The 19,038-nt window shown below is 55.3% G+C and carries 16 protein-coding genes and 1 tRNA gene; 7 read left to right on the top strand and 10 right to left on the bottom strand.

All coding sequences use genetic code 11. The annotated features are described in order from the left end of the window. The first annotated feature begins 225 nt into the window (after nucleotides 1-225). On the top strand, nucleotides 226-1,140 hold the full coding sequence (locus LVJ78_RS07320; protein WP_132952974.1) for a LysR family transcriptional regulator: 915 nt from the start codon (nucleotides 226-228) through the stop codon (nucleotides 1,138-1,140). A 105-nt stretch (nucleotides 1,141-1,245) separates the two neighbouring features. Here the strand turns inward: LVJ78_RS07320 and LVJ78_RS07315 are convergent, their stop codons facing one another. The 7 genes from LVJ78_RS07315 to LVJ78_RS07285 form a co-directional block, all read right to left on the bottom strand. Continuing rightward, the gene (locus LVJ78_RS07315) at nucleotides 1,246-2,547 is read right to left on the bottom strand and encodes an MFS transporter (protein ID WP_132952976.1); all 1,302 of its coding nucleotides are present in this window, start codon (nucleotides 2,545-2,547) and stop codon (nucleotides 1,246-1,248) included. 336 nt (nucleotides 2,548-2,883) lie between these two features. Beyond that, nucleotides 2,884-3,366 (bottom strand): GNAT family N-acetyltransferase, encoded by a 483-nt coding sequence (locus LVJ78_RS07310; protein ID WP_132953128.1) that lies wholly within the window; start codon nucleotides 3,364-3,366, stop codon nucleotides 2,884-2,886. A 135-nt stretch (nucleotides 3,367-3,501) separates the two neighbouring features. Beyond that, the gene (locus LVJ78_RS07305) at nucleotides 3,502-4,644 is read right to left on the bottom strand and encodes a 5-(carboxyamino)imidazole ribonucleotide synthase (RefSeq protein ID WP_132952978.1); all 1,143 of its coding nucleotides are present in this window, start codon (nucleotides 4,642-4,644) and stop codon (nucleotides 3,502-3,504) included. Between the two features lie 203 nt (nucleotides 4,645-4,847). Further along, on the bottom strand, nucleotides 4,848-5,531 hold the full coding sequence (gene narI, locus LVJ78_RS07300) for a respiratory nitrate reductase subunit gamma (RefSeq protein ID WP_132952980.1): 684 nt from the start codon (nucleotides 5,529-5,531) through the stop codon (nucleotides 4,848-4,850). A gap of 3 nt (nucleotides 5,532-5,534) precedes the next feature. Next, nucleotides 5,535-6,194: a nitrate reductase molybdenum cofactor assembly chaperone gene (narJ, locus tag LVJ78_RS07295; protein ID WP_132952982.1), complete on the bottom strand. Its 660-nt coding sequence runs from the start codon at nucleotides 6,192-6,194 to the stop codon at nucleotides 5,535-5,537. After that, entirely contained in the window at nucleotides 6,194-7,753 is a 1,560-nt protein-coding gene (narH, locus tag LVJ78_RS07290) for a nitrate reductase subunit beta (protein WP_132952983.1), read from the bottom strand. The genes narJ and narH overlap by 1 nt, the downstream gene beginning before the upstream one ends. 139 nt (nucleotides 7,754-7,892) lie before the next feature. Further along, nucleotides 7,893-11,567: a nitrate reductase subunit alpha gene (locus LVJ78_RS07285; RefSeq protein WP_132952985.1), complete on the bottom strand. Its 3,675-nt coding sequence runs from the start codon at nucleotides 11,565-11,567 to the stop codon at nucleotides 7,893-7,895. Nucleotides 11,568-11,907: 340 nt separating this feature from the next. Here LVJ78_RS07285 and LVJ78_RS07280 point away from each other — a divergent pair, with 340 nt between their 5' ends. Both LVJ78_RS07280 and LVJ78_RS07275 read left to right on the top strand, forming a co-directional pair. Beyond that, on the top strand, nucleotides 11,908-12,336 hold the full coding sequence (locus tag LVJ78_RS07280; RefSeq protein WP_132952987.1) for a TOBE domain-containing protein: 429 nt from the start codon (nucleotides 11,908-11,910) through the stop codon (nucleotides 12,334-12,336). A 251-nt stretch (nucleotides 12,337-12,587) separates the two neighbouring features. Next, a complete protein-coding gene (locus tag LVJ78_RS07275; protein WP_165870893.1) occupies nucleotides 12,588-12,740 on the top strand; it encodes a hypothetical protein in 153 nt (50 codons plus the stop codon). Between the two features lie 159 nt (nucleotides 12,741-12,899). On the opposite strand, the gene LVJ78_RS07270 is transcribed toward LVJ78_RS07275, so the two are convergent. Next, nucleotides 12,900-12,975 (bottom strand) — tRNA-Thr (locus LVJ78_RS07270). A gap of 225 nt (nucleotides 12,976-13,200) precedes the next feature. Here LVJ78_RS07270 and LVJ78_RS07265 point away from each other — a divergent pair. From LVJ78_RS07265 to LVJ78_RS07255, 3 genes are all read left to right on the top strand, one after another. After that, the gene (locus LVJ78_RS07265; RefSeq protein WP_132952989.1) at nucleotides 13,201-13,992 is read left to right on the top strand and encodes a polyamine aminopropyltransferase; all 792 of its coding nucleotides are present in this window, start codon (nucleotides 13,201-13,203) and stop codon (nucleotides 13,990-13,992) included. A gap of 85 nt (nucleotides 13,993-14,077) precedes the next feature. Continuing rightward, entirely contained in the window at nucleotides 14,078-14,407 is a 330-nt protein-coding gene (locus tag LVJ78_RS07260; protein WP_207894272.1) for a (2Fe-2S) ferredoxin domain-containing protein, read from the top strand. A 136-nt stretch (nucleotides 14,408-14,543) separates the two neighbouring features. After that, entirely contained in the window at nucleotides 14,544-15,197 is a 654-nt protein-coding gene (locus tag LVJ78_RS07255) for an alpha/beta hydrolase (protein ID WP_132952993.1), read from the top strand. Nucleotides 15,198-15,971: 774 nt separating this feature from the next. Here LVJ78_RS07255 and trpS read toward each other — a convergent pair. Then, the gene (gene trpS / locus LVJ78_RS07250; protein ID WP_132952995.1) at nucleotides 15,972-16,979 is read right to left on the bottom strand and encodes a tryptophan--tRNA ligase; all 1,008 of its coding nucleotides are present in this window, start codon (nucleotides 16,977-16,979) and stop codon (nucleotides 15,972-15,974) included. 575 nt (nucleotides 16,980-17,554) lie between these two features. Here trpS and dapC point away from each other — a divergent pair. Beyond that, a complete protein-coding gene (gene dapC / locus LVJ78_RS07245) occupies nucleotides 17,555-18,739 on the top strand; it encodes a succinyldiaminopimelate transaminase (protein ID WP_132952998.1) in 1,185 nt (394 codons plus the stop codon). A gap of 82 nt (nucleotides 18,740-18,821) precedes the next feature. On the opposite strand, the gene LVJ78_RS07240 is transcribed toward dapC, so the two are convergent. Continuing rightward, nucleotides 18,822-18,995, bottom strand: a complete 174-nt coding sequence (locus LVJ78_RS07240; protein ID WP_165870894.1) for a hypothetical protein — start codon at nucleotides 18,993-18,995, stop codon at nucleotides 18,822-18,824. Nucleotides 18,996-19,038: the final 43 nt, after the last annotated feature.

Here is a 19,038-nt window from a genome sequence, read left to right as displayed (position 1 = left end):
TTTATCTCTTTAAAATGCCTGCGCATCACGATAACCGAAAAATCAAAGGGCGGCATGCTTTTTTACCGCCACTTGTGTGGGGGTGCGCGTAGAAAAGCGGTGCAAGGTTTTGATAGACTTAATCATAGCCATTGGGTATATTCACAAGCTGATTACACCATACAACAGCCGATATAGCCTGTCTAAAACCGATTCGGTATCAACTCAATACTTAAAAGGTATCATATGGAGCTTCGACATCTGCGCTATTTTGTGGCCGTGGCCGAGCAGCAGAGCTTTACCCGCGCCGCTGAAAAGCTGTTTATCGCCCAGCCGCCTTTAAGCCGCCAGATTCAGCAGCTTGAAGAAGAATTGGGCGTGCAATTGTTTGAGCGTGGCGCGCGTCCGCTCAAGCTCACCGAAGCGGGGCAGTTTTTCTACGGCCACGCCCAGCAATTATTGGCCAAAGCCGCCGATTTGAAATCGATGACGCAGCGCATCAGCCACATCGAGCACAATTTGGCCGTGGGCTATGTGGCTTCCACGCTCTACGGCATGCTGCCGCGTATCATTTACCGCTGGCGGCAGCAATATCCCGACACCCCCATCACGCTGCACGAAATGGGCACCGGTGAGCAAATTAGCGCGCTCAAAGAGGGCAAAATCGATGTGGGCTTCGGCCGCTTGCGCATAGAAGATTCACTGGTGCGGCGCATTATTTTGCGCCATGAAAAGCTGGTGGTGGCGCTGCCGCAGGGCCACCCGCTTGCCGAGCGCGGTGGCGCGCTGAATTTGATTGATTTGGCAGAAGAGCCGCTGATTATATTTCCGCAAACCCCGCGCCCGAGCTTCGCCGATCAGGTGTTGAGCATCTTTGCCGACCGCTCGCTCAAGCCTGAGCGCATTATCGAAGTGCGCGAATTGCAAATTGCGCTGGGGCTGGTGGCGGCGGGTGAGGGCGTGAGCATCGTGCCCAAAAGCCTTTACGGCATGTTGCGCAACGACATTCATTTTATGCCGATCTACGATGCCAATGCCGTTTCACCCGTGATTATGAGCATGCGCCAGCACGACCATTCCGAAAACTTGGGCAAACTGCTTGATATTATCTACATCCTTTACGACCAAGCGGGGGTGGCTTACACCCGTGAGCAGATTTAATTGCGGGTAAACAACAGCGCATCATCGGGCATATCAAAGGCCGTCTGAAACGTTTCAGACGGCCTTTGATATGGGCTTGATAAACCTTATGTGATTGATTTTCTTTCAGACGGCCTCTTTACGCCCCGCCGTCAGCATAATCGCGATCACCGCCAGCGCGCCGGGCACCACAAAGGCCAAAAAGTTCATTTGGTGCGAAAGCTGCATGGCCAAGAGCGCGCCGCCCAGCACCGGCCCCAAAATCGCGCCGATGCGCCCCACGCCGGAAGACCAGCCCAAAGCGGTAGAACGAATCGCCGTGGGGTAAAACTGCGCCACATAAGCATAAAGCAGAATTTGCGAGCCGATGGTGGTGGCACCGGCCACGGTGACCAGAAAATAAAGCACCGCCACATGGCTTTTAAAACCGAGCAGCGCCAGCGACACCGCTGCCAGCGTGAAAAACAGCATCAGCACCGGGCGCGGGTGGAAGCGGTCGGAAAGCCAGCCGCCGCCAATCGCGCCGATGATGCCGCCGATATTCAAAAACAGCAAAAACATCAAGCTGGAGCCGAAGCCGTAGCCCGCCATGGTCATCAGCTTGGGCAGCCACGAGCCCAAACCATACACCATCAGCAGGCACATAAAAAACGCCTGAAAAAACATCAAGGTGCTCAAAGCGCGGTTGTTGCTGAACAAAGCCGCGAGCGACTGCTCGGTTTTCTGCGGCTGGTGCACCGCCAATTCGGCATCATCGGGCAAGGGCTTGCCAGTGAGCGCGGCCAGCACTTTGCGCGCCTCGGCTATTTTGCCCTGGCGCACCAAAAAAGCCACCGAATCGGGCAATTGCGTCCAAATCAGCGGCAGCAGCAAGAGCGGAATCACCGCCAGATAAAACATCACCTGCCAGCCGAATTGCGGCACAATCCAAATGCCCAACACCGCCGAGAGCATGCCGCCGATAGCATAACCGCTAAACATCACCGCCACCAGCGTGCTGCGGATGCGGCGGGGCGAATATTCGCTCATCAGCGCCACCACATTGGGCATCACCCCGCCTATGCCCAGCCCGGCAATAAAGCGCATCACACCGAATTGCAGCGGCGTTTGCGCAAAGCCGTTGAGCGCGGTAAAGCCGCTGAAGAGCACAATGCACAACACAATCATTTTCTTGCGCCCGAAGCGGTCGGAAAGCGTGCCCAGCAGCATCGCGCCTATCATCATGCCGAATAAGGCCGTGCTGCCCAGCGCCCCGGCCGTGACCGGATCGAGCTGCCATTGCTGCATCAGAATCGGCAGCACCACGCCGTAAATCACCAAATCGTAGCCGTCGAAAATAATAATCAGCGTACACCAAAACAAAATGCGCCAATGAAACGGCGAAATCTTTGCTTTATCAATCACTTCTTCCACCAAAATGCGGCTCATGCGGTTGCTCCTTTGCGTGTTGTTATCTAATGTGTTTTTGTGGAAACACACGATATATGCGCGCAAAGGTATTGTCTAAGACCGATTGAGTCGGTTTTTATACGCAAAAAGTATTGAGTTGAAATCGAGAGGCCGTCTGAAAAAAGTTTCAGACGGCCTTTGGATGCTTGCAAGAAAATATATTTTGTTTATATAGTGAAATGCGGGAAAAAGTGACGCAACGGGTAGGTTGGGTTGAAAACCCAACAATCCCACAGGCCGTCTGAAACGTTGGGTTTGGCAACCCAACCTACCTGTTATAGTGCGTAGTTTTGTGTCACTTTTTCTTGCATTCCACTATAGATATTTGCGCATCAATTCGCAGGCCACGGTGACTTCGCGGTTGAGCGGCAGCACGGCGGCGCCGAGGGAATCGTAGCCGTTGAGCTGGTAGAAGGTTACGGAATTGAGCGAGGCATAGAGCTTGATGAAGCTCAAGCCGGCTTCGGCGGCGAGCTCTTCGGCGCGTTGCAGCAGCGCGGTGCCCAGGCCTTGGTTGTGCACAAAGGGGTGCACATAAAGCGCATCGAGCTGGGCTTCTTTGAAATCAAGCTGGAAAAAGCCCTGAATATGATTTTTGTATTCCACCACCCACAGCGCTTTTTGCGCATCGGCAATGGTGTCGAGATAGCTCTCGGGGCTGAGCAGGCTGCGCCAGGCGGCGAGAATGCGGTCGTTATAGCTGCGCGCGCAAGTGTATTGCACGGAATAAACGTGGGCGTTGTAGATATGCTCGCAATCGTGCGGGGTGGCCGCGCGCAAAATGGTGATCAGGCTCATGGTGTGTGCTCGGGCAGCGGGGTTGGTTTTCAGACGGCCTTTGTTCTGCACAGGCCGTCTGAAACAGGCTTGAAGCATTATATCGGCTTGCTGCGGCAGAAGCCATTCATTCTGCTGCAAAAAGTGCGGTTTGCCTCAAAGAGTGCGGTGCAGGGCTTGGGCGGCGGCAAAGGCGCTGTCGGCATTGTCGGCGAGCACGGTGAAATGGCCCATTTTGCGGCCGGCTCGCGCGTTTTGTTTGCCGTATTGGTGCAGGTGGGCGCGCGTGTCGGCCATCAGCGGCAGCCAATCGGGCGCGCCGCCTTGCTCCGGCCACACATCGCCGAGAATATTGGCCATGCAGGCGGGGGCGAGCAGGCGGGTGTCGGCCGGCGGCAGGCCGCACATGATGCGCACTTGCTGCTGGAATTGGTCGGCGGCGCAGGCATCAAGCGTGTGGTGGCCGGAATTGTGCGGCCGCGGGGCGATTTCGTTCACCACCAGCGTTTGCTCATCGCCCACCACGAATAATTCCACCGCCAACACGCCCACATAATCGAGCGCATCGGCCAGCTGCTGCGCCATTTGCCGCGCCTGCCCGAGCACGGTTTGCGGCAGCCGCGCAGGCACGATGGAATAGGCGAGAATGCCGTTTTCGTGGATGTTTTCAGCCGGGTCGAAGGTGTGCGATTCTTCATTGCCGAGGCGGCACACAATCACAGAAATTTCGCTGCGCAAATCCACCATTTTTTCGAGCACGCAGGCCACCTTGCCGTGGGCGACAAAGGCTTCGTGCAGCTGGGCGAGAGAATGCACGCGGATTTGCCCTTTGCCGTCGTAGCCCAGCGTGGCGGTTTTTAAAATACCGGGCAGAAATCCGGCGCTCGCTTGGCTGATGTCGGCCGCGCTTTGCACCACTTGATAGGGCGCGGTTTGCAGGCCGGCTTTGCGTATCCACGCTTTTTCTTCGATGCGGTTTTGGGCGATGGCCACGCAATCGCCGCTGGGCGACACGGTGGTGTGTTTGGCCAAAAAGCGCATGGCATCGGCGCTGACGTTTTCAAATTCGGTGGTAACGGCGGCGCATTGTGCAAGCTCGGCCAGCGCTGCGGCATCGTCAAACGGGGCGCACAAATGGCGCTCGGCAAAAGCGGCGGCGGGCGCGTGCGGGTCGGGATCGAGCACGGTAACGCGGTAGCCCATGGTTTGGGCGGCCACGGTAAACATGCGGCCGAGCTGGCCGCCGCCGAGTATGCCGAGCATGGCGGGTGGAAGAATGGCGCGGGGTGTTGTGTTCATGATGTTTGGAGAAAGGAAAAAGGCCGTCTGAAAACAGCGGGATAAAGCGGCTCATTGTAGCAGAAAGCGTGATGCTCATCCAAAAAAACAAGCTTATTGTGTTGGCTCTTCGCTTTGTAGGCTGACTTTGTCGAATAGGTATGATCAACAAAACAGGCCGTCTGAAAAGTTTTCAGACGGCCTGTGAGTAAAATACGCTTGGCTTAGCGGCGGCGGACCAATTGCCAAGCCCGGCCTAAGTAGCTCACGCTGGCAAAGCCGCTCCACACATGCACCAGGCGGGTGAAGGGGAAAATCACAAACAAGCCCATGCCCATCAGCATATGCAGTTTAAACAGCGGCGACACATCGGCGATGTAGCTGGCGGCATCGCCACGGAAGGTGACAATGTGCTGCGCCCAAGTCATCAGTTTTACCATTTCGTGGCCGTCGCGGTGGCCGAGGCTCACAAAAATGGTGAGCAAGCCCAAGGCCAAGGTGGCAATCAGCCAAATCAGCACCAATTTGTCGCGCCAGGTGGCGTTGGCGGCCAAGCGGTCGGATTTCAAACGGCGGTTGAGCAAAATCAGCAAGCCGGCCATGGCCATCAGGCCGAATACGCCGCCCAGCACGATGGCAATCATTTGCTTGGCGCTGTGGCTGATGCCGATGGCGTCCCAAAACCACACCGGGGTGAGCAGGCCGAACAGATGGCCGAAAAACACCATCAAAATGCCGACGTGAAACAAGATATTGCCCAAGCGCAGCTGGCCGCGGTAGAGCAGCTGGCTGGAATCGCTTTTCCACGAATACTGCTCGCGGTCAAAGCGAAACAGGCTGCCGAAAAAGAAAATACTCAAGGCAATATAGGGGAAAATGCCGAAGAAAAATTGATTGAAGGTATTCATGATTTATACTCCTTGTGCTGCCCGATAGGCATCTTTGGGGTAAAACTTTACGGTATCCACGGCGGGCTTGAGCAAGGGCTCGGTGCCGGACACATCGGGGCCGAAGGTTTCCATGGCTTCGTCCATATCGCGCACGGGCGGCTCGATTAAGGGCTGCGGCGCCACCGGGCTCATGGCGGTGATGCCCCTCATCAGCGCGGCATAGGGCGAGCCGTTGGCTTCGAGCTTGTTGCCGATGTGGGCAATCACGTGCACGGCATCGCCCAGCAGGCGGCGGGCTTTTTCCGCATCGATTTGAGCGAAAAATTCCAGCAGCACCGGCAGATAATCGGGCAATTCGTTGCTGTTGAGCGAGAAGCCTTCGCTTTTGTATTCTTCGAGCAAATCCACCATCGCCATGCCTCTGCCGCGATCTTCGCCGTAAACGTGCTCGAAGATATACATGGCGTGGCTGCGGTTGCGGTCGAAGGTGTTGACATAAGTTTGCTGCAACTCAATCAGGCTGCGGCTGCCCAGATAATCGAGAAAGCTTTGCAGCGTCGCTTTTTGTGCGGCCGGCAGCGGCCATTGCCCTAAGGCCGTCTGAAATTCAGGCAGCGCTTCGAGCAATTCGGCCTCGGGGTAGCACAGAAGCGCGGAAAACCATTGGTATTCGCGGTTCATCAATGTGCTCCTTTATCCCGGTTTTCTTCGATATCGCGGCGGCGCTCGTGGAAAATAATCGGCGTGCCTTTGCGCTTACCAAACAGGCTCTCTTCGCTGCTGCCGCCGGAGCAGCCGTTGCCGAAGGTGAAGCCGCAGCTGGCTTTATCATCAAAGCTGTTTTCCACCAATTCTTTATGCGAAGAGGGAATCACAAAGCGGTCTTCATAATTGGCAATAGCCATGATTTGATACATGTCTTCCACCATGGCCGGGGTGAGGCCGGTGCCCGAGAGCGTGGCTTCCAGCGTTTCGCCGTGCACGGTTTGGCCGCGTTTGAAGCGGCGCATGGCAATCATGCGCTCGAGCGCGGCTTTAATCGGCTCGATTTTGCCGGCGGTGAGCAGGTTGGCTAAGTAGCGCAGCGGAATGCGCATTTCGTCTACGCTGGGGATGATGCCGTTTTCGCCCACCAAGCCGTTTTCGATGGCGGATTGAATCGGCGACAAGGGCGGGATATACCACACCATCGGCAGCGTGCGGTATTCGGGGTGCAGCGGGAAGGCCACTTTCCATTCCATCGCCATTTTATACACCGGCGAGCGTTTGGCCGCATCAAGCCATTGTTGGCTGATGCCTTGTTTGAGCGCTTCGCGTTGCACTTCGGGGTCGTGCGGGTTGAGGAACACGCCCAGTTGCTCTTCATACAAATCTTGCGGGTTTTCTACTGAAGCGGCCTGCTCGATTTTGTCGGCATCATAAAGCAGCACGCCCAAGTAGCGGATGCGGCCGACGCAGGTTTCCGAGCACACGGTGGGCTGGCCGCCTTCGATGCGCGGGTAGCAGAAGGTGCATTTTTCGGCTTTGCCGCTGGTCCAGTTGTAGTAGATTTTTTTGTAGGGGCAGCCGGACACGCACATGCGCCAGCCGCGGCATTTGTCTTGGTCGATGAGCACAATGCCGTCGTCTTCACGCTTGTAGATGCTGCCTGAAGGGCAGGAGGCCACGCAGGTGGGGTTTAAGCAATGTTCGCACAGGCGCGGCAGATACATCATAAAGGTTTGCTCAAACGCGGCGTGCATGTCTTTTTGAATGCCTTCAAACAGCACGTCTTTGGCGCGTTTTTCAAATTCGCCGGCCAAATCGTCTTCCCAGTTGGGACCCCATTCGATTTTGTCCATTTTCTTGCCGGTGAGCACAGAAACGGGGCGCGCGGTGGGCGGGGTGTTCATTTTGGGCGCGTTTTGCAGATGCTCGTAGTCGAAGGTAAACGGCTCGTAGTAATCGTCGATCTGCGGCATATTGGGGTTGGCAAAAATATTGGCCAGAATTTTCAGCTTGCCGCCTTGTTTGGGCACAAGCTTGCCATCAGGCTTGCGCACCCAGCCGCCCTGCCATTTTTCCTGGTCTTCCCAGTTTTTCGGAAAACCGATGCCGGGCTTGGTTTCCACGTTGTTGAACCAGGCGTATTCCACGCCGTCGCGGCTGGTCCACACGTTTTTGCAGGTAACGGAGCAGGTGTGGCAGCCGATGCATTTGTCCAGGTTCAGAACCATGCCTACTTGCGCTCTGATTTTCATGGTGTTGTCCTTTTGCTTGTTTCAGACGGCCTGTGAATGTAAACAGGATAGATAAGGCCGTCTGAAAGATTTGTTTTTCTTTTCAGACGGCCTGTTTGATGAAAAGGCCGTCTGAAAGTATGGATTGCCGGCAGGTGCTTTAACGCGCTGGTTCGTCCATCCAGTCGACACGGTTCATTTTGCGCACCACCACGTATTCGTCGCGGTTGGAGCCGACGGTGCCGTAGTAGTTGAAGCCGTAGGCCAGTTGGGCGTAGCCGCCGATCATGTGGGTGGGCTTCAGAATGGCGCGCGTTACCGAGTTGTGGATGCCGCCGCGTTTGCCGGAGGTTTCCGCACCGGGCACATTCACGATTTTTTCTTGTGCGTGGTACATCAAAATCATGGTTTCCGGAATCCGCTGGCTCACCACGGCGCGGGCGGCGATGGTGCCGTTGGCGTTGAACACTTCCACCCAGTCGTTATCGACAATGCCGGCGCGTTTGGCATCAATTTCGCTAATCCACACATTGGGGCCGCCGCGAAACAGCGTGAGCATACGCAGGTTGTCGCTATAGGTGCTGTGGATGCCCCATTTTTGGTGCGGGGTGAGGAAATTGAGGGTGATCTCCGGGTTGCCGTTGTGGTGTTTGCCGAGCATTTTTTCGGTGGTTTTGAAGTTCACCGCCGGGCGGTACACGCACAGGCCTTCGCCAAACGAGCGCATCCACAGGTGATCTTGGTAAAACTGCTGGCGGCCGGTGAGGGTGCGCCACGGAATCAGCTCGTGCACATTGGTGTAGCCGGCGTTGTAGCTCACTTCTTCGCTCTCAATGCCCGACCAAATGGGCGAGGAGATAATCTTGCGCGGCTGCGCCACCACATCGCGGAAGCGGATTTGGGTGTGCTCAGACGATTCGGCCAAATGCTTGTGTTCGCGGCCGGTGGCTTTGCTCAGCGCTTCCCAGGCTTTCACGGCAACGTGGCCGTTGGTTTCGGGGGCGAGGGTGAGAATCATCTCGGCGGCATCAATGGCGGTGTCGAGCTTGGGCTGGCCTTTGCCGATGCCGTCGGCGCGCACGCCGTTGAGTTTGCGCAAGAGCTCAACCTCATGGCCGGTTTGCCATGCCAAGCCTTTGCCGTTGTTGTTGATTTTTTCCAGCAAGGGGCCGATGCTGGTGAATTTTTGGTAAATCAGGCCGTAATCGCGCTCCACCACGCTCATGGCGGGCATGGTTTTGCCCGGAATCGGCTCGCATTCGCCGTGTTTCCAGTCTTTCGGGTCGAAAGGCTGGCCCATTTCCTGCGGGCTGTCGTGCATCAACGGGGTGAGCACGATGTCTTTGCGCACGCCGATGTAATCAGCGGCAATTTCGCTGAATTTCTTGGCGATGCCTTTGTAGATTTCCCAGTCGGTTTTGCTTTCCCACAAGGGGTCTACCGCCGCGGTGAGCGGGTGGATAAACGGGTGCATGTCCGACGTGTTTAAGTCGTCTTTTTCATACCAAGTGGCGGTGGGCAGCACCACATCGCCATAAAGACAGGTGGTGGACATGCGGAAATCGAGCACGGTAAGCAAATCAAGCTTGCCTTCAGCCGCCGGGCGCACGGTAATTTCAGACGGCGTGATGCAGTCTTCTTCTTCGCTGAACACGGCGTTTTGGGTGCCGAGCAGGTATTTGAGGAAATATTCGTGGCCTTTGGCGGAAGAGCCGAGCAGGTTGGAGCGCCACACAAACAGGTTGCGCGGGAAGTTTTGCGGGTTGTCCGGGTCGTTACACGCCATATCGAGGCTGCCGGATTTGAGGCCGTTCACCACATAATCGGCCGGGCTCATGCCCGCGGCTTCGGCTTGATCCACCACATCGAGCGGGTTGGCGCTCAATTGCGGCGCGCTGGGCAGCCAGCCCATGCGTTCGGCTTTGGCGTTGTAATCAATCATGCTCAATTGCGCCATTTCGCCGTGGGCATTGGGGGCGAGAATTTCTTCGGCCGCCACTTTTTCATGCCGCCATTGGCTGGTGTGGGCATAAAAGAATGAAGTGCCGTTCATTTGGCGCGGAGGGCGGTGCCAGTCGAGCGCGAAGGTGAGCGGCGCCCAACCGCTTTGCGGGCGCAGTTTTTCCTGGCCTACATAGTGGCACCAGCCGCCGCCGGATTTGCCGATGCTGCCGCACAACATCAGCATATTGATGATGCCGCGGTAGGCCATGTCCATGTGATACCAGTGATTCAGCCCTGCGCCCACAATCACCATGCTGCGGCCTTCGGTGTCGTGTGCGTTTTGGGCGAATTCGCGTGCCACTTGAATTACTTGCGCCGGGTTTACGCCGGTGTGGGCTTGCTGCCAGGCGGGGGTGTAGGGTTTGTCGTCATCATAAGAAGTGGCGCAGTTTTCATCGTTGAAGCCGCGCTCGATGCCGTAGTTGGCGGCCATCAAGTCAAACACGGTGGCCACAAGCGTGGTGCTGCCGTCGGCCAAGGTGATGCGTTTGGCCGGCACTTTGCGGTACACCAATTCGTCTTTTTCGGCGGCAAAATAAGAGAAGGCCACTTGCACCACTTCATCGTGTGCGTCTTTCAGGCTGAGCGCAGCTTCGGTGTGTTCGCCTTGGGCGCGGGTTTCCAAGTTCCATTTTTGGCTGCCGTCCCAGCGGAAGCCCACCGAGCCGTTGGGCACGGCGAGGCCGTCTGAAAGCGTGTTCCACACCAAGGTTTTCCATTCGGTGTTGTCGGTTTCGCCCAGGCCGTCTTTGATGTCGGAGGCGCGCAGGAAGTATTTGGGCTCGAAGCCTGCGCCGTCTTCATGCAGGCGCACCAGCATGGGCATATCGGTGTAGCGGCGGATGTAGTCGGTGAAGTAAGGCGAAGGATTATCGAGGTGGAATTCCTTCATAATCACATGGCCCATGGCCATGGCCAGCGCGGCATCGGTGCCTTGCTTGGGCGCGAGCCAAATATCGCCGAATTTGGCCATTTCGCCAAAGTCGCTCGATACGGCCACGGTTTTGGTGCCTTTGTAGCGCACTTCGGTGTAGAAGTGGGCGTCGGGCGTGCGCGTCATCGGCACGTTGGAGCCCCACACCATCAAATAATTGCTGTTGTACCAGTCGGCACTTTCGGCCACGTCGGTTTGCTCCCCCCAGATTTGCGGGCTAGCGGGCGGCAAGTCGCAATACCAGTCGTAAAACGACAGCGGCACGCCGCCGATCAAGCCCAAATAGCGGGCACCGGAAGCGTAGCTCACCATCGACATCGCCGGAATCGGCGAGAAGCCGATCACGCGGTCGGGGCCGTAGTTTTTCACCGTGTAGGCATTGGCCGCGGCGATGATTTCGTTGGCTTCATCCCAGTTGGCACGCACAAAGCCGCCCAAGCCGCGCTGGGTTTTGTAGGATTTGGCGCGGGCTTCGTCTTCCACGATATAGGCCCAAGCTTCGGTGGGCGACATGGTTTTGCGTGCTTCGCGCCACATTTCGGCCAGCACGCCGCGCATCATCGGGTATTTCACGCGCTGGGCGGAATACACATACCAGCTATAAGAAGCGCCACGCGGGCAGCCGCGCGGCTCGTGGTTGGGCAGATCGGGGCGGGTGCGCGGATAATCGGTGGCCTGGATTTCCCAGGTAATCAAGCCGTTTTTCACATAAATTTTCCAGCTGCAAGAGCCGGTGCAGTTCACGCCGTGGGTGGAGCGCACTTCTTTATCGTGCTGCCAGCGGTTGCGGTAGGCGTTTTCCCACTGGCGGTCTTCCAGCGTTACCGCGCCGTGGCCGCCGGCAAAGGTTTCGTGTGCCTTGCCGAGGAATTTCAGTCTGTCTAAAAAGTGGCTCATGGAGTGTCCCTCACTTTATTTATGGGCTTTTTTCGCCGGCCGGTTGCAAGGCCGTCTGAAAAGCCGTGTTCAATCAAAACTTCACATCAAAACCGATTTCTATAGCGTGTAATATAAAGTAGCGCTGATGTAAAAAACATGCGCCAAAAGGGGCTTTTGATGCGGCATCGGCATAGGCAGGCTTTGGCCGTAAAGCTTATGGCGGCTAGTTATTTGGGATTAGGGCGGTGGAAGAGTGCTGAAAACGGTTAAGATTTGCTTTTGTTTTGCTGTATATTCGATGCTGGCAAAAGCTGCTATATGAGATGATTTTGAATGTGAACGAAGGAGAAATAAGATTATGAAAACCAGTGCACGCAATCAATTTTCAGGCACGGTGCTTGCCGTGAAAACCGGCGCGGTAAACAGTGAAATCAGCATCGGCCTGCCCGGCGGGCAAACGCTCACGGCCACGGTAACGAATGAGAGCTGCGAAGAATTGGCCTTGGCGCAGGGCAGGGCGGTGATTGCGCTGGTGAAATCCAGCCATATCATTGTGGCCACCGATTTGGCGCACATCCGCCTTTCCGCGCGCAACCAGATTGAGGGCATTATCGAGCACATCGAGCGCGGCGCGGTGAATGCGTTGGTGAGCATCAACGCAGGCGAGGGCGTGTGCCTCACGGCCGGCATCACCATTCAAAGCGCGGAAAGCTTGGATTTGCACCCCGGCCAGCGCGCCACCGCGATATTCAAAGCGGGCAGCGTGATTTTGGGCGTGTTGGTGTGATAAACGGATAAAGCAGAATCATTCTGTTTTACTGATATTTTTTCGATAAAGCCGTCTGAAATAGATTGTGTTTCAGACGGCCTTACTGTATTCTGTGTAAAAATATATAAAATTTGTTAGATTTGATTTACGAAACGGGCTGGAAACACCGCTTGCCGCTAGCTATATTGAAGAACGCATCATCCGATTGATTCGTTACGCTAAAATATTGTCCGCTTGCTGCCGGACAAAAAGGCATTGAGGAGAAAACCATGACGCCGCTGTTTCTCGGGCAATCGCTGCTGTCGCATTTGTTGGTCACCACGCTGGTGGTGTCGGCGCTCGCGCTGCTGGCGTGGCTGCTTTCGTGGCTGGTTGCTTATCGGCGCAAAAGTGATGACGAATCGGGTGAAAACGATATCTGATGCCAAATCTGAAAGCAGCTTAACGGCGCTGCCTCACTTAGCCGGGCTATCCTCAGCTGCCTGCGGTTTGCCGCCTGATTGTCTGTGTTTCAGGTTTGACATAAATGCTTTCATGCAATAAAAAATCAGCCCAATCAATAGACTGGGCTGATTTTTTATTGGTGCCGGCACCAAGAGTCGAACTCGGGACCTTCTGATTACAAGTCAGCTGCTCTACCAACTGAGCTATACCGGCAAAGAAGCGCGTATTATGCCGAGGATTACTTTATTTGGCAATACAGCTTGGGCAGCTTTTCCGCTAAATCCACCTATTTTTTTGTTTTTTATTTGGATTTTTTTCAGACGGCCTGTTGAATCCGCAAGGCCGGCGGGGCGCTAAACCGCAAATTCCTCATCTTGGCAGCGAAATTGTATTAAAATAACGCCTTTCTCACGCTGCATTGAAACATCATATCCCGACATGGCTCAACACCCTTACCGCCGCCTGCGCCCGCAGCGCTTCGAGCTGCCCGAAGTGGGCATTTCCGAAGAAGGCAACATCCGCTCGCTGCATTTGGGCAGCGCCACTATTCAAAGCTCGATGAATCTCGACCACCCGGCCGATTTGGTGCTCTCTTACAGCCGCGCCATGATGGGCTGGCTGCTGTTTGCCGAGCAGGCGCCGGCGCACATCACCCAAATCGGCCTGGGCGGTGGCTCGTTTGCGCGTTGGATAGACGCTTATCTGCCCGACACCCGCCAAACCGCCATCGACATCAACCCGCAAGTAATCAGCGTGGCGCGCAGCTTATTTGAGCTGCCTTTTGAAGACGCGCATTTTGAAATTGTTGAAGCCGATGGCGCGGAATACATCAAAACCGTGCGCGGCGGCACCGATGTGATTTTGGTTGACGGCTTTGATGGCGAGCAGATTATCGACGCTTTGGTGGGCGAGGCCTTTTTCCGCGATTGCCGCCGCGCGCTCTCGCCTGACGGCGTGTTTGTAACCAATTGGTGGAGCGGCGACAAGCGCTATGGCCGTTTTGTCGAAAGCCTGTTGGATGTGTTTGAAGGCCGTGTGCTCGAATTGCCGGCCGAGAGCTACGGCAATATGGCGGTGTTCGGCTTTCAAAGTGTGCCCAAAGAGCAGCATTTCGACAAGCTCAAAAAACGCGCCGATAAATTGGGCGGCCAATACGGCCTCGATTTTCCGCGCATGCTCGCTGCCATCAAAAGCCATAATCAAAACAACGGCAAAAGCCTTTATTTGTAAAGGCTGCCACGAGCGCATACAATAAACCCCACACACTTTCGGCCGTCTGAAACGTTCAGACGGCCACGATTCAGGAAGCCTGATTATGAGCTATTTCGAACGTCATCTCTTTATCTGCACCAACGCGCGCCACAACGATTGCAAACAAAGCTGCAACGACAACGGCGAGGGCGATGCGGCGGTGGATTTTTTAAAAGGCCACGCCAAAAAGCGCGATTTAATCGGGCCGGGCAAACTGCGCATCAGCAGCACCGGCTGCCTGGGTCGCTGTGAATCGGGTCCGGCGATGGTGATTTATCCCGAAGCGCGTTGGTACACCTATGTGGATGAAGAAGATCTGCAAGAAATTTTAGACCAAGATTTGGCCAAAGGCGAAGCCGTTGCCCGCTTGCTGATTGATGCGCCCGACAGCTGAAACACCTAAAGAGGCTCTGAATAACTCATCATGACGGCAAAATCCATAAGTCAGCGTTTTTCAAAGCCTCCTAAACTTCAATATCAAAAGGCCGTCTGAAAGCCTTTTCAGACGGCCTCTACCCAAAGAAACCACCATGCTCACATTGGAAAATGCGCTCGATATCGCCGGCCCCGCCGGCAAACTCGCCACGCTTTATTTACCTGCCCAAGGCCGCGAACGCGGCGTGGCCGTGATCAACCACCCCAATCCGCGCCAAGGCGGCACCAACACCAATAAGGTTATCCAAACCGCGGCCAAAGCCTTAAACCAGCTCGGCTTTCACTGCTATCTGCCCAATTTGCGCGGCGTGGGCAGCAGCGGGGGCGAACACGATTACGGGCGCGGTGAAACCGACGACTGCATCGCCGTGATTGATTATGCGCGTGCACAACACCCCGGCGCGGCGCAATTTGTGTTGGGCGGTTTTTCATTCGGCGGCTATGTGTCGCTTTTTGCCGCCCAAGCGCGCCGCCCCGATTTGCTGCTGCTGATTGCACCGGCCGTGGGCATGTATGAACGCGCCGAGCCTGCCGCCGCCGATGCCGCCCGCACCTTGCTGATACACGGTGAAATCGACGATGTGGTGCCGCTGGGCAATGCCTTTAGCTGGGCGGCGCCGCAAGATTTGCCGGTGGTGGTGTTGCCGGAATCGTCGCACTTTTTTCACGGCAAGCTGATGCCGCTGCGCCACACCATTTTGCGCTTGGCACCGTCTTTTTTAGCGATGGAAGCAGCGGCCGGAAAATAAGCGTTCTGTAATCGTACCAATCCAAAAAAATAACCTTACAAAATAAAAGCAGTTCGGCAGCATCATCTGCGTACGTCGGATTCTTGAATCCGACGTTTGGACAACGGCCAAAGCAATGTGCATGCCTTGTTCTGAGAACAAGTGTCGGATTCGAGAATCCGACCTACAGGCTGCCTGTTTGTATATTATTTTTTTGAATGGGTATCATTTGCCGATGCCGCATCTGCACCGAATACGGCTTTTGTTTGACAGAACCAATAAGGCCGTCTGAAACGTTTATTTCAGACGGCCTTTGTTTTTTATGGCTGTAAACTTTGGCATTGCCTTTGAAACCGTCGGGCGCGGGTCGGATATGTGTATCTATCTAACATTTGCGGCAGGCCGTCTGAAAGGGTTTCAGACGGCCTGCCGCAAATGGTGGCTCAAGCGGGGGAGGCATTTGTTCAGTTAAACAGTTGCCGTTCGGGTAATGGTATCCGATATTTTCGGCAACTCAGAAAATCTTGTTCTGCGAATAAGCGTCGGATTGGAGAATCCGACCGACACACTTAAGCCAAAAGCCAACTTCAGCAAATTGAAATTGATCGGCAAGCCGCTGCGCGTTGCTTAAGGAGGCTCTGAATAACTCATGGCGGTGCCTTTTATCGTCCTTTTTACGCTATGCTGCGTTGGTTTTTTGAGGAAATAGAACCACTATTCCCTCAAAAAAACGCCTTGCCTAGCATAAAAACGCCGGCAAAATTCACTTGCCAGAGTTATTTAGAGCCTCCTTTATTATTTCAGTGAACGGATGCCCACCGCATCACGCACTTTTGCCAGCAACAGGCGTGCTTCTGCACGGGCTTTTTCTGCACCCGCCTGCAAAATGGCTTCGATTTGCGCCGGATCGGCCATAAGTGCGTGGTAGCGTTCGCGCTTGTCGGCCAGCTCCTCGTTGAGCTTGGCGGCCAGCATTTTTTTGGCTTCGCCCCAAGCCAGGCCGTCGGCCAATGCTTGGGTGAAAGCGGCGGTGTCGGCAGGCGTGGCAAAGGCTTTGTAGATTTCAAACAGCGGGCTCTCGTCGGTGTCTTTGGGCTCGCCCGGCGCTTTCAGATTGGTCACGATTTTGTTGACGGCTTTTTGCAGCTTTTTCTCGTCTTCAAACAAAGGAATGGTGTTGCCGTAGCTTTTGCTCATTTTACGCCCGTCCAAGCCCACCAAGGTTTCCACTTCTTCATCGATTTTCGCTTGCGGCAGCGTAAACAGATCTTGATATAAATGATTGAAGCGGGCGGCAATATCGCGTGCCATTTCCACATGTTGGATTTGGTCGCGCCCCACCGGCACATCGTTGGCGCGGAACATCAAAATATCGGCGCTCATCAGCATCGGGTAGCAAAACAAGCCCATGTCCACCGCCGCATCGGCATCGTTGCCCGCTTCTTCATTGGCTTGCACCGCGGCTTTATAAGCATGTGCTCGGTTCATCAGGCCTTTGGCGGTAACGCAGGTGAGTATCCAGTTTAATTCCATGATTTCGGAAATATCGCTCTGGCGGTAAAACGTGGTGCGTTCGGGGTCGAGGCCGCAGGCGAGCCAAGTGGCGGCCACGGCGCGGGTGGATTCGTGAATCAATTGCGGGTCGCGGCATTTGATCAGGCCGTGGTAATCGGCCAAAAAAAGAAACGATTCGGTGTTTTCGTCGCGGCTGGCGCGGATGGCGGGACGGATGGCGCCCACATAATTGCCCAAATGGGGAGTGCCGGTGGTGGTCACGCCGGTGAGTACGCGTTTTTTATTCATGGAATGCTTTCACAATCAAACAGGCCGTCTGAAACGGCCGTGCTCATTATTTATTAAGAAATCAAGAAAAACAGATAAACGCGATTATACCGCATCGCACCGCCGCCACAAGCCGCCGCAGCCGCTGCATCGGGCAGGGGCTGCAACACGGCTATTTTCCGCCGCCCAAGCGCCGATAAAATACGCGGCGGCTTTGGCATTTTGCCGCCGGAAATGATTTATACCCATTCAAAAAAGTAAGCTAACAAGGCGGAAGCCTGCGACACTACAACCAGTACGGCAAGGCGAGCCAACGCAGTTATTGATTCGGCAATTAAATATTGAACATTTTCAGATGCCGGCAAACAAGCCTTTGGTTTGTTGCCCTCTCCCTAGCCCTCTCCCACGGGAGAGGGAACAGGTTTCTGCTGCAGGTAAGAGGATGTGAATATTCAATAATTAATTGCCGCATCTATAGGTTATTTTTGGGATGGGTATTATGCGCTTGCCTGCGCAAGCGTTCAGACGGCCTCTGCACCCGCAAAATAGGCAAATAATGTTAACATACGTGCTTGTTCCCGCTCAAAGCCCACACCATGAATCCGCTGCTCAACCAATTGCAACCTTATCCTTTTGCCCGCCTGCGCGAAGCCATGCAAGGCATTGACGCGCCGGCCGGCGTGAAGCCGGTGCCGCTGCACATCGGCGAGCCGAAGCACGCCACGCCCAAAGTGATCACCGATGCGCTCACCGCTTCTTTAAACGAATTATCAAGCTATCCGCTCTCGGCCGGCCTGCTCGAATTGCGTCAAGCCTGCGCCGATTGGGCAGCGCGCCGCTACGACGGCCTCACGCTCAACCCCGACACCGAGATCCTGCCCGTACTCGGCAGCCGTGAAGCGCTGTTTGCCTTTGCGCAAGTGGTGCTCGACCCGAGTGCCGCCGAAAAAAACATCATTATCAGCCCCAATCCTTTCTATCAAATTTATGAAGGCGCGGCTTATTTGGGCGGCGGCGACATTTATTTTGCCAATTGCCGTGCGCCCGATTTTATGCCGGCCTGGCAGGAAGTGCCCGAACAGATTTGGCAGCGCACCAAGCTTGTGTTTGTCTGCTCGCCCAACAATCCTTGCGGCAGCGTGATGCAGCGCGATGATTGGGCGGCTTTGTTTGCCCTGCAAGACCGTTATGGCTTTGTGGTGGCTTCTGATGAATGTTATTCCGAAATCTATTTTGATGGCGCCAAACCCATAGGCTGCTTGCAAGCGGCTGCACAATTGGGGCGCAGCAATAAAGGCTTGGTGATGTTTACCAGCCTTTCCAAGCGCTCCAACGTGCCCGGCCTGCGCTCGGGCTTTGTGGCGGGCGATGCCGCTTTGCTCAAGGCTTTTTCGCTCTACCGCACTTATCACGGCAGCGCCATGAGCGTGCCGGTGCAGCGCGCCAGCATTGCCGCTTGGCAAGATGAAGCCCATGTGGCCGAAAACCGCCGCCTGTATCAGGAAAAATTCAGCAAAGTGGTGCCGATTTTGCGGCAGGCGTTTGATGTGCAGATGCCCGATGCTTCGTTTTATCTGTGGCTTAAAGTGCCCGGCGGCGATGATTTGGCTTTTGCGCAAAAACTGTGGCGCGAAGCGGCGATTCAGGTGTTGCCCGGCCGCTTTTTGGGGCGCGACACCCCGGAAGGCAATGCCGGCGAAGGCTATGTGCGCATTGCGCTGGTGGCCGGTGTGGCCGAATGCGTGGCGGCGGCTGAAACGATGGTGGCGCTGTTTCGCTGATGGCGAAAAGGCGCTAAAAGCTTTCAGACGGCCTTTGCCTGCTTTTTTGATCAGATTGATGTATTTGAAATAGCGTGAAACTTTATCCCAAATAAAACCCATTTTGTTTATCTTGATTTCGAGCCGGGCATGAAAAGCCCTGATGCGCAATCGCGCCCGAAGCGGCGGCGGTTTTGTGGCATAATGGCACACCTTTACCCGTTTGCGCCGGCAGCAACACCATGCTGCCGGCGGCTGATTGTTTGATGAATTGCATGCAGACGGCCGCTTGAACATGCCGGCAGGCCGTCTGAAAGAAA

Source organism: Uruburuella suis (genome assembly GCF_022870845.1).
In the GTDB taxonomy this organism is placed as follows: Bacteria; Pseudomonadota; Gammaproteobacteria; order Burkholderiales; family Neisseriaceae; genus Neisseria; species Neisseria suis.
The sequence above is the reverse complement of the archived record's forward strand: the minus strand, read 5'-3'. Positions and strand labels throughout refer to the sequence as shown.